This window comes from Microbacterium sp. SORGH_AS_0969 (genome assembly GCF_030818255.1).
Lineage (GTDB): Bacteria > Actinomycetota > Actinomycetes > Actinomycetales > Microbacteriaceae > Microbacterium.
The window spans coordinates 2,501,826-2,528,014 of the sequence record NZ_JAUTAG010000001.1 but is presented as its reverse complement, the minus strand read 5'-3'; the positions used below and the strand labels follow the sequence as shown (position 1 = coordinate 2,528,014).

The following is a 26,189-nucleotide window of genomic DNA, read 5'->3' as shown; positions in this document are numbered from 1 at the left end:
GCCATGCGCGGAGCCCGATCAGCCCGCGCGGATAGGATCGAGCCTCCCCCACCCGGTTCTCTGCCCCTGGAGGCTCGCGGTTGTCCCCCACCCCGCGCCGACTGCTGTCGTCATTGCGTCGTCTCGTGCACACCGAGGACTTCGGCTCCCCCGACACGCACCTGCTCCCCGTCATCGACGAGGCGTTCTCGGCGCGCATCCTCGATCTCGCGATCCGCATCGGCGAGACGATGCTCGTCGTCGGAGCACCGGCGAACGAGGTGACGCTGACGATCGTGCGGGTCTGCGGCGCCTACGGCCTGGACCCGGTGCACGTCGACGTCACCTACAATTCGATCACGATCGCGCACAGTCGCCCCGGCGCCTCGCACCCCACGACCCTGCTGCGCGTCGTGCGGGGGTCGGTGCCCGACCACGCGAAGCTCCAGCGGCTGCAGTCCCTCGTGACCGAGATCACCGGCGGGCTCGCGCTCGACGACGCCATCGCGCGATGCCGGGCGATCCGGCGGCTCCCGTTCCGCTACCGCCCGGCGATCGTCATCGCAGCGCAAGCCGGCCTGGCCGTGGGGGTCGCGATCATGTTCGGCGCGAACTGGCTCGCGCTGGTGCTGTCGTTCATCGCGGCGGGCCTCGCCGCGACCACGCAACACGTTCTGGCCCGGGCGCGCGTGCCGTACTTCTTCGCACAGATCGCGGGTGGCTTCGTGTTGACCGTCGTCGCGGCGCTGTCTCCCCTGCTGCGGTACACCGGGATCGACGCGGCCGCCGCGATCCGACCGTCGGTGATCGTGGCATCCGGGATCGTCCTCATGCTCGCGGGACTGACCGTGGTGGGAGCGGCTCAGGATGCCATCGACGGCTTCGCGCTCACCGCGACCGGCCGCATCCTCGAGCTGACCACGCAGACGCTCGGTGTGGTCCTCGGGATCCTCGCGGGGCTCGAGACCGTGCGCGTGCTCGGGATGGGGATGTCTCCCCCGTCGAACGCCCTCCCCCTCGGGCCGGTCGGCGTGCAGTTCATCGGCGCCGCGGTCATCGCGATCGCCGTCGCGGTGATCAACGGCGCGGGAGCGCGGATCATCGTCGTCAGCGCTGCCCTGAGCCTGGTCGCCTGGGCGGGATACGTCGGTGCCTCGTCGCTGGGCTTCGAGGTCGCCGCGGCGAGCGGCGTCGGCGCCTTCATCGGCAGCTTCGCCGGCATCGTCGTCGCGTACCGCCTGCACGTGCCGTCGGTGGCGATCACGACCGCGGCGATCCTGCCGATGGTCCCCGGAGCGGCGGTGTTCCGCGGGCTGCTGGGGATCGTGGAGTCGGGCGACGACCCGGCGGTGCTCATGACGGGTGTCACGACGCTCACGGGGGCGGCGACCATCGGGATCGCGCTCGCGGTCGGGGCCTCGCTCGGCATCTACCTCGGTCAGCCCGTCCGGGCGACGCTGTCGAGCGTGGTGCGGACACGGGCGCGCACGCGGCGCTGAGCGCGCGGCCGAGCCCTACCCGAAGCGCCCGTTGACGTAGTCGTAGGTGCGCGGGTCGATGGGCGAGTCGAACATGGCATCCGTGTCGCCGTGCTCGACGATGTGACCGGGCTGCCCCTGGGATGCCAGGAAGAAGGCGCACTGCTGCGATACGCGCTGCGCCTGCTGCATGTTGTGCGTGACGATCACGATCGTCAGCTCTTTCTGCAGTTCGCCCATCGTCTCCTCGATGACGCGCGTGGACGTGGGATCCAGCGCCGAGCACGGCTCGTCCATCAGCAGCACCTTGGGCTTGATCGCGAGCGAGCGGGCGATGCACAGGCGCTGCTGCTGACCGCCCGACAGGCCGCCGCCGGGAGCCCTCAGCCTGTCCTTGACCTCTTTCCACAGCCCGGCGCTCTGCAACGACGTCTCGACGAGGTGGTCCTTCTCGTCGCGCGCGGCGCGTTTGCCGGTGAGTTTCAGTCCCGCGATGACGTTGTCGTAGATCGACATCGCCGGGAAGGGGTTGGGCTTCTGGAACACCATGCCGATGTTCTTGCGCGCGTCGATGAGTCGGTGCCCCGAGTCGTAGATGTCGTCACCGTCGAGCAGCACCTCCCCGGCGAGCGCCGCCGAGGGGACGAGCTCGTGCATCCGGTTGAGGATGCGCAGGAACGTGGACTTGCCGCAGCCGGACGGACCGATGAGGGCGGTCACCTGTCCGGCGGGCATGGTCAGCGACACGTCGAGGAGCACCTGGTGATCGCCGAACCACGCCGAGATCGATCGCGCATCCAATTCGGAGAGCGGGCTCGCGGGCGGATCGATCGGAGCGGGTCGAACGGATGCCGCGACCTCACCGAGAGGAGCGGAGGACGGCGGGACCAGCACCGCCGTGTGCGCGTCGATCGGGGACGCGGTGGTGACCAGCGCGGGGGTGTCGACACCGACGGGACGGGGAGCCGTTCGACCCGCACGGCGGGTGGAGGGGGCATCGGCAGCGGGCACACCCGCCATCCCCGCGCTGAGGTTCTCGAGCTCGATCTCGGCGATGATGCGCGCCTCGTCGGCGCTGAGCACATCCGTCATGTACGGATCGGACGCGGGTGACGCCGCGTCGAGCGGCACGACCTCGGTGTACTCGAGGTCGGGGCGCGGGAGGTCGGCGCGCGGACTGTCGCGGACACCCTCGCGGGCTTCGGAGGCCGGATCGTGGGCTTCGGGGGTGGAGGTCATGATCGATACCGCTCAGAGAAGGTTGGGAAGAAGGCGGACGAGCTGGTCGGCAACGAACACGCTCGCCAGGAGGAGGACGGGGGCGAAGACGATCCACGTCTTCTGCCAGCCGACGCGGCGATACGCCCAGACGGCCACGAACTCCGCGACGACGAGGAACTGCAACGCGAAGATGAGCGCCCAGACGGTGGTCATATCGGTGGCGAGCGGCTTGGCCTCGGGCGGCAGGGTCATCGACGTCGTCTGGCGCGCACCCGCCGGCACCGCGGGGCCTGTCGCCCGCGCGTCGACGTAGGCGATCCCGGTCGGCAGGTACGGGCCGCCCCGAGCCGTGATGAGGATGAGGCGGCTCTCACCGCGCACGGGGGCCGGTGGGGTCGGGTCGCCGGCGTAGCGCACGCCGAGCACCGCGAACGTCTGCTCGCCCTGCCCCGTCCGCACGGTGAAGGTCTCGCCCGGCTGCAGCGCCTGCAGGCGAGCGAACGGGCCGCCGAAGGCCGCGGCGCGTCCCATGATCACGCTCACCCCCGCCTGACCGGGCAGCACGGTGTCGCGGCGATGACCGGGGCCGTGCATCAGCACGCCGGATGTCGTCCCTTCGGAGATGACCTCGTCGATGCCGAGCTGCGGGATGGACAGGATGCCCACCGGTGCCCCGTCCGCCAGGAGGTGATCCTCGAAATCGCCCTCGCTGACGGGTGCGGTCCCCGCGGCGAGTTGAGCGCGGAACGTATCGCGCAGCTGCTGCTGCGCGGCGAAGTGCGAGACGTGACTGATGACGAGGAGGTTGAGCAGGAAGACCAGCACGAGCACCGATACCGATACGAGCATCCCGCGCAGGAACACCTGCGTCGGCGACAGCGGCGCGTAGGTCGGACGAGGGCGGGGCGGACGGCGCGGCGGGCGGGGCGGGCGGCGCGGGGCGGTGCCGGCTCCGGCGCCCGCGGGACGATTGAGGAGGGTCACGTCGTCGCCGCCACGGGAGTCGCTTCGCCCCGACCGCTCACCCGGCCGATCTGCACGACCAGGACGACGAGACCGCCGAGGAGGACGGCGGCCGCGATCACCCACGGGAAGAGCAGGGTGAGGGCGTCACGGGTCACCGGCGTCAGGGCGACGCCGTCGACGCTTTCCGGCGGGGTGAGCGTCACGTGGGTCGACAGCAGCGTCCACTGGCCCCCGTGGCGGAGGCGAGCCGAGACGACCCGGCTCTCGCCCGGCTGCAGAGCGGTCACCTGGACGCCGTCGACGGCATCCAGACGCTGCGAGAACATCCCGGCATCCATCCAGAAGTCCGCCGTCGCGTCGATCGGGGTCGAGGCGGCGTTGCGCACCGTGAACCACACGTCGACGATCCCGGCGGTGGGATCGGGCTCGGGGAACGCGGAGGCGTTCAGTCCCCCGACGTAGACCATGCCGGCCACGCTGACCTCGCTCGCGGGGGCGACGCCCCCGCCGCCGGAGCCGCTCGAGCCCGTGGCGGGCAGGGGCACCGGCCTCGTGCCGCCGGCGGGAACCGACCCGCCCGGAACGCTCGATCCCCCGGTCGCCACCGGCGACACGGGAGGAGACGGTGTCGCCGTCGATCCGTCGGTGATCGTCACGGACAGGGTGCCGGGGTCATCCGTCGGGGAAGCCGAGGCGCTCGCCGCACCCGAACCCGCGAGCACGACGAGGGCGAGCGCGATCCCCGCGGCGGCGACGCGTCGCGACGCGACCGGGGGCATCGCCCCGTGCGGCGCCGATCGCCGGGGACGCGTCATGAACCGTCCGCCCGAGTTCCCGCGAGCGCCGCGGCGTCCGCGGCGGCGTCCGCGGCCGCGGTCTCGGCGACGAAGTCCATCCACTCACGGGCACGCACCTCGTCGCGACGCCGGCGCCAGCGCGAGAACAGGACCGCGAGCGCCGCCAGCACTCCCAGGATCAGCACCGTCCACGGAACCGCGAACGCCACCGCGTCACGCGTGATCGGCGTCACCACCACCTGCATCGACGCGTCGGGCGACTCCACGAAGGGGCTGAGGGTCGTGAACGGGTTCAGGTACAGCCATTGGCCGACACCGTCGACCGTCGACTCGTACGACGCGCTGTTGCCCGGCAGCACGACGGGAACCTTGCCGCCCTGCTCCCCCGTCGCCGGGATGCCGAGCCACGTTCGCGTGCCCGACGTGAGGTTCGCGGCGAGAGCGACATTGCCGGGGTTGCTCACGGTGTAGTGGAGCTGGACGTGCCCGGAGAACGGGTTCCACCAGTCCCCCTGATACGACGCCTCGTAGCTCGTGAGCGACAGCTGCGGTTGGAGGTCACCGGCGACCCGCGCGAAGACCGAGGTCGCGACGCGGCGGTCGACGGTGACCTGCGCGCCCGCCTCGAGGACGGATGCCACGACCCCGCCGACGTGATCGCCCGGGGTCGCGTCCGCCGGTACCGCGACGGTGAAGGTCAGCAGGCGCACTTCCTGCGGCTCGAGGCCGAACGTCACGCGGTCGCTGCCGTCGTCGAAGCGGATCCACGACCCGACCGAGGTGGGAGTGGCATCCGTGGGGAGCAGGGAGAGCTCGCCGGCGTCGTCGTTGAACGCGTCGGTGGCGTAGACGGTGAAGTCCTGGCGGGCCGTGCCGGTGTTGCCGACGAGCACGCGATCGGTGACCGTCTGTCCCGGGTCGGCGGCGAAGGTGAAGCGGGACCGCCCGTCGGGGCGCCCGTCCTCTCCGGCGGGGCGGGTGGCGACGCCGACGGTGACGGCCGACTCGCTCCCGGCGGCGGGCGCATCGTCGGTCGCGAGGACGGCGGTGCCGGTGGCAGCCGTGGCGGCGGACGGCATCCCGAGGCCGGCGATGATCGCCGCGGTGACGAGGGAGACGGCACCCAGAGCCGGGAGGCGGTGCCGCAGGGTCGAAGAGAACACGCTCTATCTCCGCAGGTGGGGGCGACACGAGCGTGTCGCCGAGGTGAACGAGGGCTGATGGTGTGGCAGCACGGGGGGATCGCGAGGATCCCCCCGTGCCACCGGCGCCGGTCAGCTCACTTGGAGGTGAGGGTGACCGTCAGGGTCGACGTGTAGTCGCCCGTCTGCGCGTCCTTCGGGGCGGTGAAGGTGAGGTCGGCGTCGAAGAGCGCACCGGTGGTGAGCGTCGTGACGGCCGTGCTGGAGGCGATCTTCGAACCCGTGCCGACGGTCACACCCGTGATGGGGGTGTAGCCGGTGTAGGCCTTGGGCGCCACGGCGAGCGCGGTGGCGGGGATCTCGTCGCCCGCGCCGTTCTTGAAGGGGGTCCACGCGGCGGTGAGGTCCCAGCCCTTGAGAACGTTGCGGTCGTCGATGACGGTGACCTTGCCGAGCGACTTGGTGACGCTCTTGTCGCGCGCCACGCTGCCGAAGTCGACCTTGGTGGCCTCGGCGTTCAGCGACCACAGGTCGCTCGCGGTGACCGCGGCCGACAGGTCGACGGCGTCGGTGGTGGTGTCACCGGCAGCGGACTGCTTCGTGAAGGTGTCCCAGGCGAGGACGGTGTACGTCGCGTCGCCGGGGGCGACCAGGGCGATGGTGTGCTCGCCGCCCGGCAGGCTCGAGATGTCCACCGAGAAGTTGCCGTTGCCGTCGTCGGTGACCTGACCGAGGTCGGTCGGGTCGGACCAGGCCCACGCCTCGAGGGTCTTGCCCTTGTTGGCGGCGCCCGCGGGGACGGTGATCGTCTTCGCACCCTTGGCGGGGTCGGCCACGTCGACCTTGTTCGCCGAGGAGCCCGAGGGCTTCGTCGGCGCGGTCGGAGCGGCCGTGTCCACCGTGCCGGTGAACGCCTTCTCGTTGCTGCCCGCGCTGTTGGTGGCGACGACGGTGAAGCTGTACGAGCCGGCGGTGGTGGGCGTGCCCGACACGACACCGGTCGCGCCGTCGAGGGTCAGACCGGCGGGAAGGGCCCCGCCGTCCTTGATCGACCACGTGATCGGGGCGGTGCCGTCGGCGGTGAGCGTCTGCGAGAACGCCGCACCGACCTTGGCCGTGCCGAGAGCGGTGGTCGTGATGGTCGGAGCCGTGGCCGAGGGGCCGGAGCTCTGCGGGTCGAACGTCCAGTCGCCGCCGGGCTTGACGTGGATGCCCACGTACTTCACGCCGGCATCCGCGATGTTCAGACCGTTGTTGCGGGTCCACGCGAAGCCGAGGCTGAAGTCACCGCCGTTCGCCTTGACCTGGGCCCAGTTGCCGAACAGGAAGCCCGAGAGCGTCAGGTTCGGGGCCATGATGTCGACCGTGCCGGGGGTGAGGGCGCCGTCGCTGGACGCCGTCCAGGCCGACATCGTGGTCTCCTTGCCCTGGGGGGCGATGAAGTACGCGACACCGGTCGCGTCGGCCGTGCCGGGGAACAGCACCGTGATGTCGTCGACGGTCGGTCCGGGCGTGGCGACGACCTGCGAATCCCAGTTCAGGACGGTGTCGTCGGCGAGGAGGTGTCCGTCACCGCCGTCGAGGAGGTAGAACTGCGGCGCACCCGTGGCCGCGTTCGCCGCGGTGGCCGAGAAGCCGCCCGCGAGAAGCGAGACCGCCGTCGCCGCGGCGACGATCGTCCCGAACTTCTTGATGTTCATGAGGTGGAGTCCTTTTCCGTTCTCAGAGGTCACAGCGTCGCGAACGCGCGCTGGATGGTGGTGGTGGAGGGAGCGAGGAAGCCGAACTTCTTCTTCACCGCGCCGACCGAGATCGGCAGCGAACCGAAGCTGGTGAGGCTGTTGGTGACCGACGGGTTGACGAGGTTGGCGAGGCCCGCGTCGTACTTGTCGCCACCGGGGACGATGCGGGCGTATTCGACGACCAGGTAGGTGTCGCGGCCGAAGGTCGCGTCCTTATAGAAGTCGACGTTGGGGACGAGGTTGGGCGCGGTGCCCGTGAAGGCGGGCTCCTGGTTGACGGGCGAGCCGAACTTCACACCGGAGGTCGTCGTCGTGTTGACCCCGGTGGCGCCGTTCGCCTGGGCGATCCAGCTGGCGGCGCTGAACGGGATGAGGTCGTTCGTGCCGAGCACCGACGCGTCGTTCTCGGGCGTGGTGCCGTTGGCGTCGGTGACGCACGAGCCGAGCGTCGGGCTGCCGATGGCGCCGAGGAAGAAGTTGCGCGTCCCCGAGCCGTTCTGGGGCAGGCGCGGCTTGACGGTGACGCCACCGATCGACGTCGTGCTGCACTCGTAGATCGACTTCAGCTGGGCGGGCGTCAGCGTGGACCACGACGAGTCGCCACCGCGGAACGCGAAACCGACCGCGTCGCGCGCGAAGGGCACGTACGCGAGCAGACCGTTGGCGTTGGCGTTGTTGCCGGGACCGCTCGAGGAGCGGGCGATGTCGACCTGGCCGGTGATCTGGCGGGCCGGCACGCCGGCGTTGCCGCTGTACAGCGCACCCGTGATCGAGGCGCGGAGCGCCGTGACACCCGCGCCCGAACCGGCGGGACGGCCGAAGAACGGACCGCCCTGCTTGGTCTGGATGGCCGTGGAACCGAACGCGTCGAAGCTGCCGAGCGTCTTGTTGGTGGAGGTCACACGGACGAGCGAGCCCGTGAGGGTCGTTCCGTTCGTGATCGCGTTGGCCGCGTCCTGCAGCGTGTCGGAACCGACCAGCGAGTAGCTGTTCGAGACCGGCTCGGCCGAGGCCATGGAGGCGACGCCGAGGCCGGCGATCGCGATACCGCAAGCCGCGCCCATGGCGGCCAGCTTCTTGAGCTTCAACTCAATGCCTTTCGATTGGTGTGGTGCACAGATGTGATTCGGGTGTTCAGTTGCGAGAGGACGGGTCTGGGGAGCGGAGACCGGCGCGGCGTCAGAGCCGTCGGCGCAGTCGTCCGAGGAGGGGCACGGCGAAGGCGGCGGCGAGCCCACCCGCGACACTGGCCGGCAGCGCGGCCGGCAGGGCGCCCATGTCCGGATCGTCGGGTGTGGTGCCACCCGTCCGAGCGGGGGCGGCGGAACCGGATGCCACGGGGTCCGGGGGGGAGGCCTGCGCCGGGGCCGCGGGTGCGGGGGCGGCCGCGGCCGGGGCGCTGCCGACGACGCCGCCGCTGGGGAAGGGCACGCCCGCCGCGGGGCCGTTCGCCGCGGGGGTCGGTGTGCCGCCGAGGCTCGGCATCCGTCCCGCCTCGATGTCGTCCGCGGCCGTGAGGGCGAGGGTCTGCCATCCCTCGGGCAGCGGAACGAATCCCTGCGGCAGCTGCCCGGGAGCCGTTCCCGGACGCTGCCCGTCCTTCGCGGCGAAGCGGATGAAGGCGGCGTAGCTCTTGCGGAGCTCCGCGTCGGAGGACTTCGGGTTGATGGCCGCGTACACGGGCATGGTGAGCGGGTACGCGCCGCGCGCGGCGATCGCACTCGGGGAACCGGGGTCGAACGCCACGACCTGCGCCTGCCCGGCGGTCGGCGTCATGGCCGCGGCCGCGGCGGCCATGGCATCCGTCGTCGCTCCCACGAACTCCCCCGCCGGATTCTTCAGCGACGCCGTGACGATCTGGTACCGGGCCGCGGATGCCGTGTCGGTCACCGCCACGACCGCCTGACGCCCGGGCAGACTCCGATCGGCTTTGCCGTACTTCGGTGGCACGGCGATCGGATCCCACGCCCCGAGCGTCAGACCGTCGCCGCGCAGCGTGTTGTACGCGCCGGAGTCGAGATCGTTGACGTAGGGACGCCAGGTCACGAGGTTGACCGGCCCCGCCGACGGCGTCTCGGCCTGCTCGACCGGGTCGGCCTTGGGGAAGTCTTCGCGCGGCAGGGTCAACGCGGCCTTCGTGGGGTTCTTCTCGGCATCCGTCGAGCTCCACGGATTGACCGTCATCCCCCATTCGTCCGGGGTGCCGGCGAGGAACTGACGAGCCGATTCGTCACTCATCACGTACTGCCAGATCGCCCAGGCCGCGTCGGAGCGCCCCTGCGGAACCAGCGCGTCGGCGAGGGACGCCGCGGCGAGCGCCTGGTACTTCCACTCGGGATCGTTGATCGCGAGGAAGTCGGGGTCGCTGACGAGGTTGCGCGGGTTGTACACGCGCTCGTCGCCGTCCTTGTGGCTCAGATGGTCCCGGTCGGCGAAGGTCGGCAGCGAGTCGAGGTACGAGTTCGTGAGCAGCTTCGCCACGAGTCGCGGGGTCAGCTTCAGAGAGGTGAAGGGTAGTCCGACGCGTTTCTGGACGTCCTCGGGCACGGTGTCGTCTCCCGGGCGCGGGTTCCGGTCGATCGCGAACGAGATCGCCGCTCCCGTGATGGCCACGGGGGCGTATCGCAGCGAGTCGGTGCCCAGGCTCGGATCCAGGGGGCGCGAGGTCAGGGCGAGCGGTGCCGGTGCGGTGCCGTTCGCCGCGCGCGCCGCGTCGGACTCCGCCCCGGTGATGGCCGAGTAGACCGAGCCGCCCGACTGGTTGCAGACCACGGGCTGCCACGACGAGACCGCCCGGCTGATCAGCTCGCTTCCCGCGAGCTGCCGCTCGGCCGCGCCGATGGGGCACCGGACGCCCAGGGGTTTGAAGTCGAGCTTGACCGCGATGCGGTGCTTCCACGCGTCCCAGAAGAGCCCCGACTTCGTGATGAAGGACGCCCCGCCGTCCTGCTGCCCGCGAGGCAGGATGACCAGCCAGCAGCTCGAACCGGACACGCTGCCGTCGGCGGCCGTCACGGGTGAGCCGCAGCCGAGACCCTGCGACTGCAGCGCGGTCTGGACCTCGAACTTCACCGACCCGGAGCCGTCGCCGCCGGACCCCGCCCACGACACCATGTTGGTCGTGTACTTCGAGAAGAACTCGTTCGTGTTCATGTCGGCCAGGACGTCTTTGCCGTCGGCGTCCTTGGTGTACGAGTAGGCACCGTCGACGACGTTGGCGACGGTGCGGCCGTTCGCTCCCCGGAAGGGAATGGACGTGTAGGTCGGGGTGGCGAACCCGTCACCGAAGACCGTGTACGGCTTGTCCTCTGCGGCGACCGATGCGTCGGTGTCGCGGGGATCGTCGCGGTGCGAGCCGGGGACGCCTCCGAGCCCGTACTGGCAGGTCGTCCGGTCGGGGGTGCCCGGATGCGCCGGGTCGTCGCCCCAGCACTGGAAGACCTGCAGGAAGTCCGCTCCGCCGATCTGCGAGCTCGGCACGGTCGAGGGCTTTCCCCCGGTCCACGACACGACGATGCCCTGCGACTCCAACGCCCGCGTCTGCGAGACGGTCACCGAGAGGTCGGGGAACGGGGCGTTCTCGACGTCGAGGTCTTGATCCTTCGCCGTGACGGTCACCGCGGAGGAGTCGTCCGCGACGGCCGACGGGGCGATCGCGGACAGCGCTCCTGTCCCGCCGGTCAGGGCGAAGATCGTCAGACCCGCGAGGGTGCCGACGACGACGGATGCCAGGGCCCGGCGCCCGCGCGACACGACACTATCCGCGGCCCGGGCACCGGACGCCGTCCGTGCGCGTCGCCCCGCGGAGCGGGACGCAGCGGTTCGCCGCTCACGGTGTTCAGACACGAGGTTTCCTTTGCAGAGTGCTTCTCGAAGAAGCGTCGAGACAAGTGGACGGGCGGCGGGTGACGGCGGGATGAACGCGGTGTCAACGAGGCACCGCCGCGGTGACTGCAACGCTTGAACGTTGCAAAATCCCCGATCAGAGTGGTCTTTTTTCTCCGCGGGATCGACGACCGACGACGGGCGGGATGAGGATCGCGGCGACCACGAGCAGTCCCGCCGCGAGCATGATGATCTGGGGCGTCCCCCACCCGTTCTCGGCGAGCGAGAAGGGGGCCGAGACGGCGGCCGACGTCCCTCCCGCTGCCGCCGAGACGAGGTTGCCGTTCGCGTCGTACACCGGGTCGGCCGCCGTGCCTCCGGTCGTGCCCGGTGCCGTGCCGGCCGCTCCCGCGTCGGTTCCACCGCCGGTCGTGCCCGCGGCACCCGCCGCGGCATCCGCGCTGTTCGCGCCGCCGCTCGCCCCGCCCGTTCCCGTGGTCGGCGTCTCTTCCTGCGCACCGCCGGTGCCCTCGACGCACTGCGTCGCGCCCTTGCGGTCGCAGTCGGGCGGTGCCGGCGCGGTCAGCGCCAGCTGGTTGTTCCGCGGGGAGTCGCCGGGCTTGAAGGTCGGGTTGTTGCAGTTGTTGAAGTCGACGCCGCCCTCGGTGCCGGGGATCCTCTTGAGCACGTCGGATCCGGCCTGGACGAGGTTCATCGGCAGCGGCGAGTACCCCAGGGCGGACGCCTGCTGCTGCCCCTCGCACAGCATGTACGTGGCGAAGCGGCTCAGGGTGCGGCCCTTCTCGGGCGTGAACACCTTATTGGTCTCGGTCGGCACGATCATGTACGAGTAGCTCGACATGGGATACGCGCGCGGATCGTTGCTGTTGTAGACCCCGTCGAGGTTCTGCGTCAGATCGTTGTTGATCTGGGCCGACATCAACGCGACCGCGACGGACTGGTAGGTCGGTTCGACGTAGTACCCGGCGTTGTTGAGCATCTTGACGACGGGGAAGCCGGACTTCATCGCGTACGAGTACTCGACGTAGGTGATCGCTCCCTCGCCGTAGTTCTGGCTCACGTAGCCCGCCACACCCAGCGAACCGTTCTGCCCCTTGAAGGCGTCGGTGACCTGCGGGAACTGCGACCGCATGCCGTAGGTCCAGATGCTCCCGAACTGCTTCGACATCCACAGCGTGAACTGCGCGCTCGTGCCCGACCCGTCGGAGCGATACACCGGCGTGATCGAGACATCGGGCATCGCGAGCGCCGGGTTGTCGGCCTGGATGGCCGGGTCGTTCCACTTCGCGATCTGGCCCGCGAAGATCTTCGTGATGACCTCACCCGACAGACGCAGGTTGGTGACCCGCTTGCCGCCGATCTTGAGGTTGTACATGAGCGAGGTGCCGCCGGCGACGATCGGCATGTACGCGTACCCGCTCGTGGGGTTCTCGGGCGGGGAGTTGTCCTCGGGCTGACTCTGGAAGGGGATCTCGCTGACGGCGAAGTCCACCGTCTGATTGATGAAGTCGTTCCGCCCCGCCGACGAACCGGTTCCCGAGTAGTTCACGGTCATGCCGTAGTTGTTCGCGACGTTCTTGCGCCACTGATCGAGCGCGTTCTGCGACCAGGTCGACCCCGAACCCGAGATGCGGACGTAGCCGTCGGCCTGAGCGGGAACGGGCACCAGAGCCACGAGCGTCACGACCGCGAGGATGGCCGCGGTGCGGCCCAGGCGGCGACGAAGGTTCACGACGGGTTCTCCTCGGGGGATCGGGGACGAGCGACGGGGGCTGCGCGCCCGCCGAAGAACGGGACACGGGATGCCGTGGACAAGCGCCGCACGGCCCGCGAGTGCTGCGCGGGATCCGCGCTGATGCGACGCAGGTCTCGCGCCGACGCGGCCATCGCGGCGCGACGCTGACGGTCCGAGAGCTGCCCAGGACCACGTCCGCCGATGAGGCGGGCGATGATGAAAAGCGTCAGGACGAGCAGGACGAGGGTCGCCGCCGCACCGAAACCGCGGGCGATCATGTTCGGCTCGGGCGACTTGACGAAGTCGAAGACCTGCAGCGGAAGCGAGATCATCGGCCCCGAGAAGGGGTTGAGGTTCATCTGCGCCGTGACGCCGGAGGTCAGCAGCACGGGCGAAGTCTCGCCGATCCCTCGGGCCGTCCCGAGGATCACCGCCGTGACCAGTCCCGAGCGCGACGTCGGCAGGACGACGTTCCACACGGTGCGCCAGCGACTCGACCCGAGGGCGTACGAGGCCTCGCGGAGATTGTGGGGAACCAGGCGCAGCACCACATCGGAGGCGCGGATGATGATGGGCAGCATCATCACGCTGATGGCGATGGATGCCGCGAAGCCCGAGCGCTCGTGGGTGATCAGGGTGACGACGGCCGCATAGACGAACAGGCCCGCCACGATCGAGGGCAGCGCCGTCATGGCATCCGACACCGTCCGCACGAAGCGCGCGAAGGGTCCGCCGACCTCGTTGAGGAACACGGCCGTCATCACCCCCAGGGGAATGGTGATGAAGAGGGCGATGCCGATCTGGATGAGCGTGCCCACGACGGCGTGCGCGATACCGCCCACGGTCAGGGGGTCGAGCGGACCCGCCGTCGTCATGGTCTCGACGAAGAAGTTGCCGTGGAACAGCGCCGAGGATCCGCGGATCAGCGTGAAGAAGAGCACGAACGTCAGCGCTCCGAGGAGCAGGATCCCGGCCGAGTAGAACAGCGCCGTCACGATGCGCTCGCGCACCGCGAGACGGTCGGCCCGCAGCGACGACATGACCGCGTAGATCCCGAGGAACGCGATGAACGACAGCACCGCCCAGCCGATGCCGCCCGTCATCGGAGTGAGCCAGCCGAACAGCAGCGACGACAGGGCGAGGCTCGCGGCCATGCTGCCGAGCAGGTCGAACCGATCGCCGAAGGGCACGGTGCGCAGGTCGCGGCGCTCTCCCACGTGACCGTCTCGGAGGGGAATCGTCGTGCGGATCGGCTGACGCGGCACGCCCTCGTCGGCGGTGGGCGCCTCGGGGGTGACGATCGCCATCAGGTGCTCTCCGCCCCGGATCGACTGCGAGCCACGATCGTGGACGCCGTGAAGTTCACGATGAGCGTGATGATGAACAGCACCAGGCCCGCCGCCATGAGCGCAGACAGACCGAACTGACTCGCCTCGCCGTAGCGCAGGGCGATGAGGGCCGACACCGAGTTCGTTCCCGTCTTCAGCAGTTGGGTGTTGATGGTGAAGATCGGGGAGATGATCATGACCACCGCGATCGTCTCGCCGAGCGCACGCCCGAGGCCCAGCATGGTTCCGCCGATGATCCCGCCGCGGCCGAAGGGCAGGACGACCGCGCGGATCATTCCCCAGCGCGTCGATCCGAGCGCCAGCGCCCCCTCGCGCTCCCCCAGCGGCGCCTGCGAGAACGCCTCGCGCATGACCGAGGTCTGGGTGGGCACCACCATGAGCGCGACCACGATGCCGGCGATGAACGCGGACGAGGTGAACGCCCCCGCCTCCGTGAGTCGGGTGCCCGCGGCATCCGTCACGTCGAAGATCGGGATCCAGCCGAAGTAGGTCGAGATCCACTCGGCGACCGGGATGACGTTCGCCTGCAGGAAGAACACCCCCCACAGCCCGAACACGACGCTGGGGACCGCCGCCATGAGATCGACCATGGTGATGAGGAACGACCGCAGCCGGGGCGGGACGATCTCGCTGATGAGCAGCGCGGTCCCGAGTGCCAGCGGGACGGAGATCGCCATCGCGACGAGTGCGATCGTCACGGTGCCGAACAGGACGGCGGCGACGCCGAACGTCCCCGTCTCGGGCGACCACTCCTGCGTGGTGAGGAACGACGGACCGGCGACGACGAGCGCGTCACCCGCCCGCGCCGTCAGGAACACTCCGACGGCGAGCATGACCGCCACGGTGATGATGCCGGCCGCGTAGGCTCCGCTGCGGAAGACGCGGTCGCCCACGACGGGGGCGCTCCGCAGAGATCGGGGCTCGGGCGGTCCCGCCGGGCGCGACGGCAGCACCTCGGTGGTCAGATCGGTCATTCATGCTCCAGGGATCGCGGCCGCCGCAGACACTCGTTCCCGCCGATGACGGGTGGTCGCGGGCGGCGGCGGGCGGCTGTGCGAACGGCGATGCGTCTCGCTCGTCCGCCGGGAGCCGGCTCGGGTAACCGGCATGCGAGACGCTATGAGCGGGCAGTGAACGCGGCCGACCTCACCCCGCCACACGCCCTGACCGACGGGTGAACGCTGGACGCGCGAAGGTGAACGACGGACGTCGATGGCGCCGGTGCCGGTGCACCGCGCGGCACGCCGGAGGATGCCGCGGCCTCGCGCGACCCGGGCGCACTCCTCCCGCGCGCGGGATCAGCGCGCCGGCGTAGGCGACGAGGTCGGCAGGACCGTCGCCGTGGGCGACGGACTCGGCGTCGACGTGGGGGCGGGCGGCGAGACCGTGGGGCTCGGCAGCGGTGCCGCGGCGACGAGCACGCGGACGGCGCTTCCGAGCGCCACCGAACTGCCCGCGGCGGGTTCGCTCCCCAGGACGAGCCCGGCGGGCCGCTCCGAGACGACGGTCACTGTGGTCGACGTGAAGCCGGCCGCTCGCAGGTGCGCGTCCGCCGCCGCCGCATCCATCCCGGTGACGTCGGGAACCGCGTTCGAGCCGGATGCCACCGTGAGACGGACGGTCGATCCCCGCACGACGGTCGTGCCCGCCGCGGGGTCGGACTCGAGGACCGTTCCCGCGGGCGCGACGTCGTCGCGCGTGCGCACGTCTCCCAGGCGGAGACCGGTCGCCGCGAGGATCGAGGCGGCGTCGGCGACGGTGGTCAGGGCCGGAACGACCGTCGCCGCGACCGAGGCGGAGGGTGCCGCCGTCCCCGGCGTGATCGCGGCCGTGGCGGACGGGGTCGCGGCGTCGTCGGGGGTGACGGCCTCGGCGGGGGGCGCCGTGCGTCCGGCGCCCGAGAGCAACGGCACGGCCGTGGCGGTGGCGACGAGCACGGCGATGATCGCGATGACGAGGCCCCATCCGGCAGCGCGACGCTCGCGCGGGGGCTGCTCCTCGACGGGAGGCGGCGTCTCGATGGCAGGAGGCGCGGGTGCCAGCGCCCGCGTTGCGGTGGTCATCGCCGTCGCGGACGGCGAAGATGCCCGCGGAGGTGCCGGCTGCGGGGCGTCGGGAGGCAGCGTCGCGAGGAGGGCTCGGCGCATCTCGTCGGCATCCGTGTAGCGAAGCGAGGGATCCTTCAGCAGCGCGCGGACCACGACCCTGTCGATCGCCTGCGGGATCCCGCGTCGCCGCACCGACGGGACCGGTGGAGGCGCGTTCAGGTGCCCGCGCACGACGGCTGCTCGGTCGCCGCCCTCGAACGGAGCTCGCCCCGTCAGGGCGAAGTAGAGCAGCCCGCCCACTTGATAGAGATCGCCCGCGAGTCCGACCGCGCTCCCGGACAACTGCTCCGGAGACGCGAAATGGGCGTTGCCGACGACCCCTGCCGTGGCCGTGGTGACGGAGCTGCGCAGCACGTCGTCGCCGTGCGCCGTGCGGCCCGCCGCGTCGGCGAGACCGAAGTCGAGCAGCGTCGCCTTGAGTCCCCCGTCGACGTGGCGGACGAGCACATTCGCGGGCGACACGTCGCGATGGATCAGCCCGGCACGATGGGCGGCGGCGAGTCCGGACAGGACGTCCGAGCCGACGTCGACGACCTTGGCCGGCGAGAGCACGCCCTCGACGCGCACGTGCTCGGCGAGCGTCCGTCCGTCCACGAGCTGCTGCGCGATCCACGCGATCGGGGTGTCACCGTCGAGGAACGTGCCGAGGTCGACGATCGTGACGACGCAGGGGTGCGAGAGGGTGGCGATGCGCTTCGCCTCGTCGAGGAAGGCTGCGCGCACCTCGGGACTCTCGGAGAGGTGCGGATGGAGGAGCTTCACGGCGACCCGACGTCCGGTGACCGTGTCCTCCGCCGAGAACACCGACGCGGTACCGCCCGAGCCGAGGAGCCCGCCGAGACGGAAGCGGCCGGCGATGACCCCCGCCTGTTCGCCCTCACCCACGGCGACGCCCGAGGGCGCGCGGACCGCGTGTCACGTCGTCCTGTCCAGCACGCGGGAACGTCGGCCGGAGGGGGTGCCGATGCTCACTCCGTCGACCACCTGCGCCGAGGCGAAGACGTTCACCGCCGTTCGACCGGCTGCCATGGCCTCGCCCGCCGACTCGTACCACCGGGCCGTCGTCACGACCGGCACCCCCGCGCTGCGCAGGATCCAGCCGTGCTTGGTCGACCCGGGGCCTCGGACGGCCGTCAGCTGCAGGTCGGCGGCGCGGCTCTGATCGCGCCGGGCGGCTGCGACGGCCGCTGCCGGGGACGTGTACACGGCGGCGCAACGCGCGAGTTCGCGGTTATTGGTCGCGAGCAACCGCCACACGCCGAACACACCCAGCGAGACGATGCTCTCGCTCGGCGTCGCGGCCTGGGCTTCGAGGTGCGCCGCGGCCAGCTCCGGGAGGAAGTGCGAACGCAGCAACAACCACGCGGCGAGGCGCGGGTCGTAGTGAGAACGGAAGGTGTCGAAGATCACGCGCCCGGTGCGGGCGCGCGCGACGGTGAGTCGATCGCTCACGGAAAGCCCCTGTCTGACGGACTGAGCGTCGGACTTTCGGGTCGTCTCGAGCTGTTCCGCAGAACAGAAAGTGCCGTTCTGCCGTAGCCGCAGCGCGAGCAGGGGGTGAACGAACGGGCTACGACATGGCAACGCTCGACGTCACGCGTCATCACCCGCCGGGTGAACTGTCCGCGCGGGCGCGGAGGACGGTCAGAGAGTGCGTCTGCCTTCGAAGGCACGACCGAGGGTGACCTCGTCGGCGTACTCGAGGTCGCCACCCACCGGAAGACCGGATGCCAAGCGCGTGACGCGGATCTCGAGGGTGTGCAGCAAGCGGCTGAGGTACGTGGCCGTGGCCTCGCCCTCGAGGTTCGGATTGGTCGCGAGGATCACTTCTTGGACGGTGCCGTCGGCGAGACGCTGCATGAGCTGGGCGACGCGGAGGTCGTCGGGACCGATGCCCGCGATGGGGCTGATCGCCCCGCCGAGCACGTGGTAGAGACCACGGAACTCGCGTGTGCGCTCGATCGCCGCGACGTCTTTCGCGTCTTCGACGACGCAGATGAGCGCGGGGTTGCGTCGGGGATCACGGCAGATCGAGCACCGCTCCTGCTCGGAGACGTTGCCGCAGATCTCGCAGAACTTCACCTTGTCGCGGATCTCGCCGAGCAGCGTCGACAGCCGCGACACGTCGAAGCTCGGCGACTGCAGGATGTGGAACGCGATGCGCTGGGCCGACTTCGGACCGATCCCCGGGAGCCGGCCGAACTCGTCGATCAGGTCTTGGACGATGCCGTCGTACATCAGGTGAACCTCGTCGGGGGCTCGTAGGGCTCGTCGCGCAGGTACGTCGCGCCGAGCATCTGGCGGACGACGGCCTCACCGTATCGCTGGACGCCGCCGCGAAGCGGGGGCATGCGCGGAACCACGACCGGCGGAACGGGCACATCGGGCGCTTCGTCGGCGGGCGGGATCACGTCGTCGTCGTCGACCTCGTCGGGTGCCGGCACCGACCGGGAGACCTCGGTCGCGGGGAGCACGCCGCCCTCGCGGACGGTCGAGGCAGCCGCGGGCGCGATCGTCGGACGGGCCTCTTCGGGTTCGTCGTCGACGGCCAGGGCCGCGGCGGGAGACGCGACCGTCGGAGCGGCACCGGGGATCGGTGCCACCGCCCAATCGGTCACGCTCGCCGAGTACGGTGCCGAGGACCGCGCGGGAGCGCCCGCGGTCGCTCCCCCGCGGGGCGGAGCGGCCGGCGAGCCGGACCCGCTGCCGCGCGGGCCACCAGGGCCGGGGCCACCCGGGCCGTCGCCGTCGAGGCGCGCGAGGTATTTCACCCGCACGCCGAGGACGGCGAGGATCGCTTGACGCAGGTCTTCGCTCGGACCGCCGTCGGCCGAGCGCGTCTTGAACGCCGTCAGGTCGCTCGCCGTGCGGAAAAGCAGCGTCAGCACGTCGTCGTCGAAAGCCGCGACCGTCGCTGTCGAGACGATGAGCCACGACGGCCGGCTGGCCACCTCGAGCTGAGCCAGGATCTCGGGCCACGCGTCGCGCACGTGTCCGAGTTCGATGGGTCCGACGGGGATCGCCGGCGGAGTCGGAGCGACCGGCTCGAGCGGAGAAGGGTCGGGCTCGGTGCGGGTGTCGGACACGGGGGTGTCCGCCGCGGGGGCTGCTTCCGGGGCGGGGGTGGCCGGCTGGGCCGAGGCGGGCGTCGGCGCGGGAGCGTTACCCGCGCGCGTCGCGCTCGCACGGTCGGCGTCAGCGGCGGGGCCGTCGGGGGTGGGCGCGGTGTCGAACGGGTGCGCCTCGTCGTGGGAGCCGGCGGCGGCGCGCGGAGCCGCTTCTCGCGCCGGTGCGCTTTGCTCGGGCGCAGCATCGACGGGACGGGGCTCGTCGTCGAGCGGCGGCGCGTCATCGTCGGTGAACGGCGGGGGCGCGTCTTCTTCGGCGGGCGGAGCGGCGCTCGGCGCGGTGGGAGACGCGGCGCTCGGCGCGGCGGCGCTCGGCGCGGCAGCGCTCTGAGCCTCGACCGGCGGCGCGACGGCGGGCGCCGCGACGTTCGGCGCCGCGACGTTCGGCGCCGCCACACGGGGCGATGCGACCGGCGCCGCGACGTTCGGAGCAGCCGTCGGCGCCGCGACCGGCGGGGCCGCGTTCGGCGCGGCAACCCGCGGTGCCGCGATTCCCGGTGCCGCGATGCCAGGCGAAGCGATCCCCGGTGAAGCAACGGCCGGCGCGGCAGAACCGCCCGCCGGGGTCGCCGACCCCGGCGCCGCGATGCGCGGCGTCGACGGAGCCGCGACGCGCGGAGCGCTGACGCCCCCCGGTGCGATGTCGGCCGCAGGAGACGCGGGCCGCCCGGTGGCGACCGGGGTCGCGGGCGCCGTCGCACGGGCGGCGTCGAGGTCGTGGATCGTCGCCGGGGACGAGCCCTGCGACACCCCGGCGTGGGTGAGCACGCGGGCGACGAGCAGCTCGAGCTGCAGACGCGGCGAGGTGGCACCCGTCATCTCGTCGAGGGCGGCCACAACGAGGTCGGCGGTCCGCGACAGGCGCGCCACCCCGAACGCCGTGGCCTGCCGGGCCATGCGCTCGAGCTCGTCGTCGGGAACGCCTCGCAGGACGGCCGAGGCGCCGGCACCGGTCGCCGCGACCACGATGAGATCGCGCAGGCGCTCGAGCAGATCGTCGACGAAGCGACGCGGGTCTTGCCCGGTCTGCACCACGCGGTCGACCGCGGCGAAAGCCCCGGCGCCGTCGTTCGCCGCGAAAGCATCGACCACCTCGTCGAGGAGCTCGGAGTGGGTGTATCCCAGGAGGGCCACGGCACGCTCGTACCGCACGAGCACGTGGCCCGCGGCATCCGCGTCACTGCCGGCGATGAGCTGGTCTAGCAGAGACAACGTGTCACGCGGCGAGCCCCCGCCGGCACGCACGACGAGCGGCAGCACGCCGGCTTCGACTCCGACGTTCTCGCTCTCGCAGAGCTCTTGGACGTACTCGAGCATGGCGGCCGGCGGAACGAGCCGGAACGGGTAGTGGTGCGTCCGCGAACGGATCGTGCCGAGGACCTTCTCGGGCTCAGTGGTCGCGAAGATGAACTTCACGTGCGCCGGCGGCTCTTCGACCAGCTTCAGCAGCGCGTTGAAGCCCTGCTGCGTCACCATGTGCGCCTCGTCGAGGATGAAGATCTTGAAGCGGTCGCGGGCGGGGGCGAAGATCGCGCGCTCGCGAAGATCGCGCGCATCATCGACGCCGTTGTGGCTGGCGGCGTCGATCTCGACCACGTCGAGCGATCCGCTGCCGCCGCGTCCGAGCTCGACGCAGCTGTCGCACGTGCCGCAGGGGGTGTCGGTCGGGCCCGCGGCGCAGTTGAGGCACCGGGCGAGGATGCGCGCCGACGTGGTCTTACCGCAGCCGCGCGGACCCGAGAAGAGGTAGGCGTGGCCGACGCGATCGCTGCGCAGGGCGGTCATCAGGGGCTCGGTCACCTGGGACTGCCCGATCATCTCGCCGAACGCCTGCGGGCGGTATCGGCGGTACAGGGCTGTCGTCACCCGACCAGCCTACGGCGTCCCTCCGACATCGCGTCCGCGGGCGTCTGCGCACGGCGGCGGCGCGCGTGATGAGGGGCGGATCAGGGAGGAGGGGAGGACGCTGAGGCCCTCGGCATCCTCCCCTCCTCCCTCACCCTCCGCTCGTCACCGGTCCCCGCGCCTCGTAGCCCGACCGCACGGAAACCAGAACGCGGCGGCACCCCGAAAGGCACCGCCGCGTTCGTGAAGCGACGTCAGACGTCGAGACCGACCGCGACCGGCTCGTCGTCGTCGTCGCCCACGATGGGTATGGATGCCGTGACGATCGGCACGGAGGCCGACAGCAGCGTGCCGTCCTCGCGCACCGACCCCTCGAGCTGTCGGATCGAGGGGCGCCCCGGCCGCACGGGTCCCTGCCCGTGCAGCGCGACGCGCACCGACTCGCCGGGGGCCACGGTGTACTCGACGTCGCGCACGGCGAACTCGACGGGCTCGCCGTCGCCGCTCGCGCGCAGCGTCAGAGCGGTCGCGGTCAGGGTCACGTCCAGACGGGTGCCGTGCCAGTGCAACACGTACGACAGCTCGGGCCAGTCCGCCGGGAGGCGCGGGTCGAACGTCAGGCGACCGAAGTGGTCGCGCATGCCGCCGAAGCCGCTGACGAGCGCCGTCCAGACACCGCCGGCCGACGCCCACGTGCACCCCGTCGGAGGCGTTGTGGTGGAGGTCGCCGAGGTCGACGAACGCGGCCTGACGGAAGTACTCGAGCGCGAGGTCCTGGTACCCGACCTCCGCCGCAAGGATCGACTGCACGACCGCGGACAGCGTCGAGTCGCCCGTGGTCAGCGGGTCGTAGTACTCGAAATCGGCGAGCTTCTCGGCATCCGTGAAGTGATTCCCCTGCAGGAACAGCGCCAGCACGACATCCGCCTGCTTGAGCACCTGGTACCGGTAGATCACGAGCGGGTGGAAGTGGAGCAGCAGCGGGCGCTGGTCGGGCGGGGTGTTCTCGAGGTCCCAGATCTCGCGCTCGAGGAACACCGCGTCCTGAGGATGGATGCCAAGCGCCGGGCTGAACGGGATGTGCATCGCCTCGGCCGCCCGATCCCAGCGCTCGGGCTCGGAGGGGTCGAGGTTCATGCGGTCGGCCATGTGCGCGTACGCGTCGGGGTCGTTCTCGGCGAGCTCGCGCACGGTACGCGCGGCGAACCGCAGGTTGAAGCGCGCCATGACGTTCGTGAAGAGGTTGTCGTTGACGACCGTCGTGTACTCGTCGGGACCGGTCACGCCGTGGATGTGGAACGAGTCGTGCTCCTCGCCGCCGTCGCTCGAGCGCCAGAAGCCGAGCGTCGACCACAGTCGCGCCGTGTCGACCGCGATGTCGACGCCCTCGCGGGCGAGGAACTCTTCATCGCCCGTGGCGCGGACGTACTTCGCCAACGCGAACGAGACGTCGGCGTTGATGTGGTACTGCGCCGTGCCGGCGGCGTAGTAGGCCGAGGCCTCCTCGCCGTTGATGGTGCGCCAGGGGAACAGCGCGCCGGCCTCGTTGAGCTGGTGCGCGCGCTTTCGGGCCGCCGGGAGCATGAGATAGCGCATGCGCAGCGCGTTCCGTGCCCACAGCGGCGAGGTGTACGCGAGGAACGGCAGGACGTAGACCTCGGTGTCCCAGAAGTAGTGGCCGCTGTAGCCGGAGCCCGTCACGCCCTTGGCGGGAACGCCCTGTCCGTCGGCGCGGGCTGCGGCCTGCGCGAGCTGGAAGAGGCACCAGCGCGTGGCCTGCTGCAGGTCGCCGTGACCCCCGATGCGCACGTCCGAGCGGTCCCAGAATGCCGCGTACCAGGCGATCTGCTGCTCGACGAGACCCTCGACCCCGGTCTCGCGCGCGCGGTCGAGGGTGCGACGGCACCGGTCCAGAAGCTCACCCGTGGGCACGCCCCGGGAGGTGTGGTAGCTCACGAGCTTGGTGATGGTCGTCGGGACGCCGGCCCGCGCGTCGACGCGGAAGACGTTCTTCGCGATGTCGGGCTCGATGAGCTGGCGAGAGGTCCACTCGTTTGCGGTGTCGACGAGGTGATCGGCGACGACGGCGAGCGTCATCCCCGACTCGGTCACCTCGTAGCTCAGCGCGGAACGGTCGCCGTCCTGCCAGTACTCCCGCGGCTGCAGCACACGGTCGCTGAGCTTCTCGGTCTTCCGCGGATCGAATCCGGCCTGCTTTGATGCCATCGGCGAACCGCCGTAGATCCCCTCACCGTCCTGCCGGTTCAGCAGCTGGCTGCTCACCGAGACGGGCGCATCGGAATCGAGCACCGTGACGGTGAGACGGAGCACCGCGAGGTGCTTCTCGTCGAACGAGACGAACCGTTCGTCCTCGATCCGCACGTGCTTGCCCGCGGGCGTGACCCACAGCAGGCTCCGGCGGAGGATGCCCTGGCGCATGTCGAGCACGCGCTCGTACTCGCGCACGTCGGCGACGTCGAGCGAGAGCGGCTCGTCGTCGACGTAGACGCGCATGACCTTGGCATCCGGTGCGTTGATGATCGTCTGGCCGACCTCGGCGAAGCCGTACGCCTGCTCTGCGTGACGGATCGGGAACGTCTCGTGGAAGCCGTTGATGAACGTGCCCTGCTCGTGGGCGAAACGCCCCTCGATGGGGTTTCCGCGCAGGCCGAGGTAGCCGTTGCCGACGGAGAACAGCGTTTCGGTGACACCCACATCGTCGACCGAGAACTCGGTCTCGATGAGGCGCCATTCGTCGATGGGGAAACGATCGCGATCGATCATCGGGCGTGCCTTCCAGTGGCGAGGTACGGGTCGGCTCGCGCGCGGGACTCGGGTGTGCGCGCGAGGGATGGGGCTCAGGATGCCGCGAGGCGACGGCTCAGTCTACGAACGCCGCCAGGTCGTCGACGACCACGGTGGCACCCGCCGCCGTGAGATCGTCGGCTCCGACGCCACGATCGACGCCCACGACCACCGCGTACCCGGCTGCGGCCGCGGAACGCACGCCGCTCAGGGCGTCTTCGACGGCGACCGACCGCGCGGGGTCGACGCCCAGGAGACGGGCAGCCTCGGCGAAGACGTCGGGAGCCGGCTTGGAGGCCAGGTGGTCGCGCTCGGCGATGACCCCGTCCATGACGACGGGGAATCGGTCGCGCAGCCCCGCCGCCTCGAGCACCTCGACGGCGTTCTTCGAACTCGACACGACGGCGATCGGCGTCCCCGCGGCCTGCAGCACGTCGAGCAGGGCGACGGAACCCGGGTAGGGCGCGATGCCCTCGGCACGGAGGATGCGCGAGAACACGGCGTTCTTGCGGTTGCCGACGCCGCACACGGTGTCTTCGGACGGGTCGTCGGACGGATCGCCCCACGGAACCTCCACGTCGCGGCTGCGCAGCAGGCTCGCGACGCCGTCGTAGCGCTTCTTGCCGTCGACGTACTCGAAGTAGTCGCGATCGGTGTACGGCGGCTCGATGTTCCAGGCCGCGAAGAGCTCGTCGAACATCTCTTTCCAGGCCCGCATGTGCACCTCGGCGGTCGGCGTCAGCACGCCGTCGAGATCGAACAGCACACCCTCGTACGCGGTGAGGTCGGGCAGGGCGGGGGTGTCGGTCACGGCGGGCTCCAGATCGCAGGGCGGGGCGTGCGGACGCGACGCCGCGTCGTGCTTCCAGCGTAGTGGCGGGTAACCTCCGACACCTCCGCGGGTGAGCGAGTCAGCGAGCGGAAGGTTCGTCGAACTCGCCGTGCTGCCACGCCCGCCGGCGCACCAGCATCCGCGCCCGGTCGCGCGCGGCGGGGCCGAAGACGAGGTCGAAGCCGTGATCCGCGAACCGTCGGAGCAGCGCGGGCGCCTCGCGGAGCCGGATCGAACGGAGGACCGCGGCATCCATCACGAGACGCGTTCGCGCGCGACGTCGGGAGTGGAACGACCGCGTGATTCCGCCCTCGTGCTCCCGGTAGCGCGCGAGCGGTTCGGGACCGACGAACCACACCCGCTCGCGACGCACCCCGCGCCACGCCAGCCAGTAGTCGGTGTGAGCCTCGGTGAAGGCCGGCCACGCGCCGACGACGTCGCGCCGGATGAGCGCGCACACCGCCGCCGGGACGAGACCGTGACGGAGGTGCCGTCGCCGCGCGTCCGCGACAGCGCCCGCCGTCAGGTCGGCGCGTCCGGTCGAGCGCGACCACCGCTGGGCTGCCTGCGGCCGCACGACACCCCGCGCGTCGATGACGGTGTGATCGCCGAAGATGCAGTCCGCTTCGACGCCGTCGCGCACCGGCGCGGTGAGGCGGGAGAGGGCGTCGGGTTCCAGCACGTCGTCGGCGTTGATCTCCATGACGTAGCGCCCCGCCGCCAGCGCGAGACCGATCGCCACCGCCCCGCACTTCCTCGTGTTGCGCCCCAGCGACACCACCCGGACATGCGACAGCCCCGCCGTGACCCGCCGCGCGATCTCGAGCGATCGGTCGCTCGACGCGTCGTCGACGACGATGAGCTCGAAGTCCACGAACGTCTGGGCCAGGACGGCGTCGAGAGTCTCGGCCAGGTATCGCTCGCCGTCGTAGACCGGCAGGATCACCGAGACCAGGGGGCGGATCGGACACTCCGCTCCCGGGGCAGGCCTGGTCTCCTCCCCTCCCATGCGCCTGCGGGCGCGTCGCACCTGCCGCCTCCCCCACACCGGATGAACAGTGTCGGCCTGGAGAATCGCATGAACCTCGTCGGCCGTGAGGCGGGTGGTCGTGGTCACATCCACGATCGCGACGATGCCGTCAGCGGTCACCCGATGATCGATGCGCGCAGCGCGCGCGGCTGAGGAACGACGGAGGAAGGGCATCCGCCGATGCTC

At 71.1% G+C, this 26,189-nt stretch carries 17 protein-coding genes and 1 pseudogene; 1 reads left to right on the top strand and 17 read right to left on the bottom strand.

Annotation, left to right across the window (positions count from 1 at the left end; translation table 11 throughout):
* Positions 1-80 precede the first annotated feature (80 nt).
* On the top strand, positions 81-1,478 hold the full coding sequence (locus QE388_RS11770; protein ID WP_307385493.1) for a threonine/serine exporter ThrE family protein: 1,398 nt from the start codon (positions 81-83) through the stop codon (positions 1,476-1,478).
* 15 nt (positions 1,479-1,493) lie between these two features.
* Here QE388_RS11770 and QE388_RS11765 read toward each other — a convergent pair whose 3' ends face one another.
* From QE388_RS11765 to QE388_RS11685, 17 genes and pseudogenes are all read right to left on the bottom strand, one after another.
* Positions 1,494-2,258 (bottom strand): phosphate ABC transporter ATP-binding protein, encoded by a 765-nt coding sequence (locus QE388_RS11765; protein WP_307387122.1) that lies wholly within the window; start codon positions 2,256-2,258, stop codon positions 1,494-1,496.
* 450 nt (positions 2,259-2,708) lie between these two features.
* Entirely contained in the window at positions 2,709-3,662 is a 954-nt protein-coding gene (locus QE388_RS11760) for a sortase (RefSeq protein WP_307385492.1), read from the bottom strand.
* Complete coding sequence (locus QE388_RS11755; RefSeq protein WP_307385490.1) at positions 3,659-4,459, bottom strand: hypothetical protein; 801 nt, start codon at positions 4,457-4,459, stop codon at positions 3,659-3,661. Before QE388_RS11755 ends, QE388_RS11760 begins: the two co-directional genes overlap by 4 nt.
* Positions 4,456-5,604: a hypothetical protein gene (locus QE388_RS11750; RefSeq protein ID WP_275799527.1), complete on the bottom strand. Its 1,149-nt coding sequence runs from the start codon at positions 5,602-5,604 to the stop codon at positions 4,456-4,458. Before QE388_RS11750 ends, QE388_RS11755 begins: the two co-directional genes overlap by 4 nt.
* A 116-nt stretch (positions 5,605-5,720) precedes the next feature.
* Entirely contained in the window at positions 5,721-7,283 is a 1,563-nt protein-coding gene (locus QE388_RS11745) for an Ig domain-containing protein (RefSeq protein ID WP_275799526.1), read from the bottom strand.
* A 29-nt stretch (positions 7,284-7,312) separates the two neighbouring features.
* Positions 7,313-8,389, bottom strand: a complete 1,077-nt coding sequence (locus tag QE388_RS11740; protein ID WP_307385488.1) for a hypothetical protein — start codon at positions 8,387-8,389, stop codon at positions 7,313-7,315.
* Between the two features lie 115 nt (positions 8,390-8,504).
* On the bottom strand, positions 8,505-11,078 hold the full coding sequence (locus QE388_RS11735) for a hypothetical protein (RefSeq protein WP_307385487.1): 2,574 nt from the start codon (positions 11,076-11,078) through the stop codon (positions 8,505-8,507).
* A gap of 229 nt (positions 11,079-11,307) precedes the next feature.
* Positions 11,308-12,903 (bottom strand): phosphate ABC transporter substrate-binding protein PstS, encoded by a 1,596-nt coding sequence (gene pstS / locus QE388_RS11730; RefSeq protein WP_307385485.1) that lies wholly within the window; start codon positions 12,901-12,903, stop codon positions 11,308-11,310.
* Entirely contained in the window at positions 12,900-14,213 is a 1,314-nt protein-coding gene (gene pstA / locus QE388_RS11725; protein WP_307385483.1) for a phosphate ABC transporter permease PstA, read from the bottom strand. Before pstA ends, pstS begins: the two co-directional genes overlap by 4 nt.
* Positions 14,213-15,229 (bottom strand): phosphate ABC transporter permease subunit PstC, encoded by a 1,017-nt coding sequence (pstC, locus tag QE388_RS11720; RefSeq protein WP_275799521.1) that lies wholly within the window; start codon positions 15,227-15,229, stop codon positions 14,213-14,215. The genes pstA and pstC overlap by 1 nt, the downstream gene beginning before the upstream one ends.
* Positions 15,230-15,553: 324 nt before the next feature.
* Positions 15,554-17,248, bottom strand: a complete 1,695-nt coding sequence (locus tag QE388_RS11715) for a PASTA domain-containing protein (protein WP_307385481.1) — start codon at positions 17,246-17,248, stop codon at positions 15,554-15,556.
* A 30-nt stretch (positions 17,249-17,278) separates the two neighbouring features.
* On the bottom strand, positions 17,279-17,815 hold the full coding sequence (locus QE388_RS11710) for a hypothetical protein (protein ID WP_307385479.1): 537 nt from the start codon (positions 17,813-17,815) through the stop codon (positions 17,279-17,281).
* Between the two features lie 192 nt (positions 17,816-18,007).
* Entirely contained in the window at positions 18,008-18,601 is a 594-nt protein-coding gene (gene recR / locus QE388_RS11705; RefSeq protein ID WP_058232585.1) for a recombination mediator RecR, read from the bottom strand.
* Positions 18,601-21,357 (bottom strand): DNA polymerase III subunit gamma and tau, encoded by a 2,757-nt coding sequence (locus tag QE388_RS11700; protein ID WP_307385477.1) that lies wholly within the window; start codon positions 21,355-21,357, stop codon positions 18,601-18,603. The genes recR and QE388_RS11700 overlap by 1 nt, the downstream gene beginning before the upstream one ends.
* A 233-nt stretch (positions 21,358-21,590) precedes the next feature.
* Positions 21,591-24,120: pseudogene (locus tag QE388_RS11695) on the bottom strand (glycoside hydrolase family 65 protein).
* 97 nt (positions 24,121-24,217) lie between these two features.
* The gene (locus tag QE388_RS11690) at positions 24,218-24,952 is read right to left on the bottom strand and encodes an HAD family phosphatase (protein WP_307385476.1); all 735 of its coding nucleotides are present in this window, start codon (positions 24,950-24,952) and stop codon (positions 24,218-24,220) included.
* Positions 24,953-25,052: 100 nt separating this feature from the next.
* A complete protein-coding gene (locus QE388_RS11685) occupies positions 25,053-26,177 on the bottom strand; it encodes a glycosyltransferase family 2 protein (protein WP_275799516.1) in 1,125 nt (374 codons plus the stop codon).
* Positions 26,178-26,189: the final 12 nt, after the last annotated feature.

Coding starts and splice junctions, on each gene's coding strand:
- QE388_RS11685 (WP_275799516.1), bottom strand. CDS start 26,177: ATGCCCTTCCTCCGTCGTTCCTCAGCCGCGCGCGCTGCGCGCATCGAT.
- pstC (WP_275799521.1), bottom strand. CDS start 15,229: ATGACCGATCTGACCACCGAGGTGCTGCCGTCGCGCCCGGCGGGACCG.
- recR (WP_058232585.1), bottom strand. CDS start 18,601: ATGTACGACGGCATCGTCCAAGACCTGATCGACGAGTTCGGCCGGCTC.
- pstA (WP_307385483.1), bottom strand. CDS start 14,213: ATGGCGATCGTCACCCCCGAGGCGCCCACCGCCGACGAGGGCGTGCCG.
- QE388_RS11755 (WP_307385490.1), bottom strand. CDS start 4,459: ATGACGCGTCCCCGGCGATCGGCGCCGCACGGGGCGATGCCCCCGGTC.
- QE388_RS11740 (WP_307385488.1), bottom strand. CDS start 8,389: ATGGGCGCGGCTTGCGGTATCGCGATCGCCGGCCTCGGCGTCGCCTCC.
- QE388_RS11745 (WP_275799526.1), bottom strand. CDS start 7,283: ATGAACATCAAGAAGTTCGGGACGATCGTCGCCGCGGCGACGGCGGTC.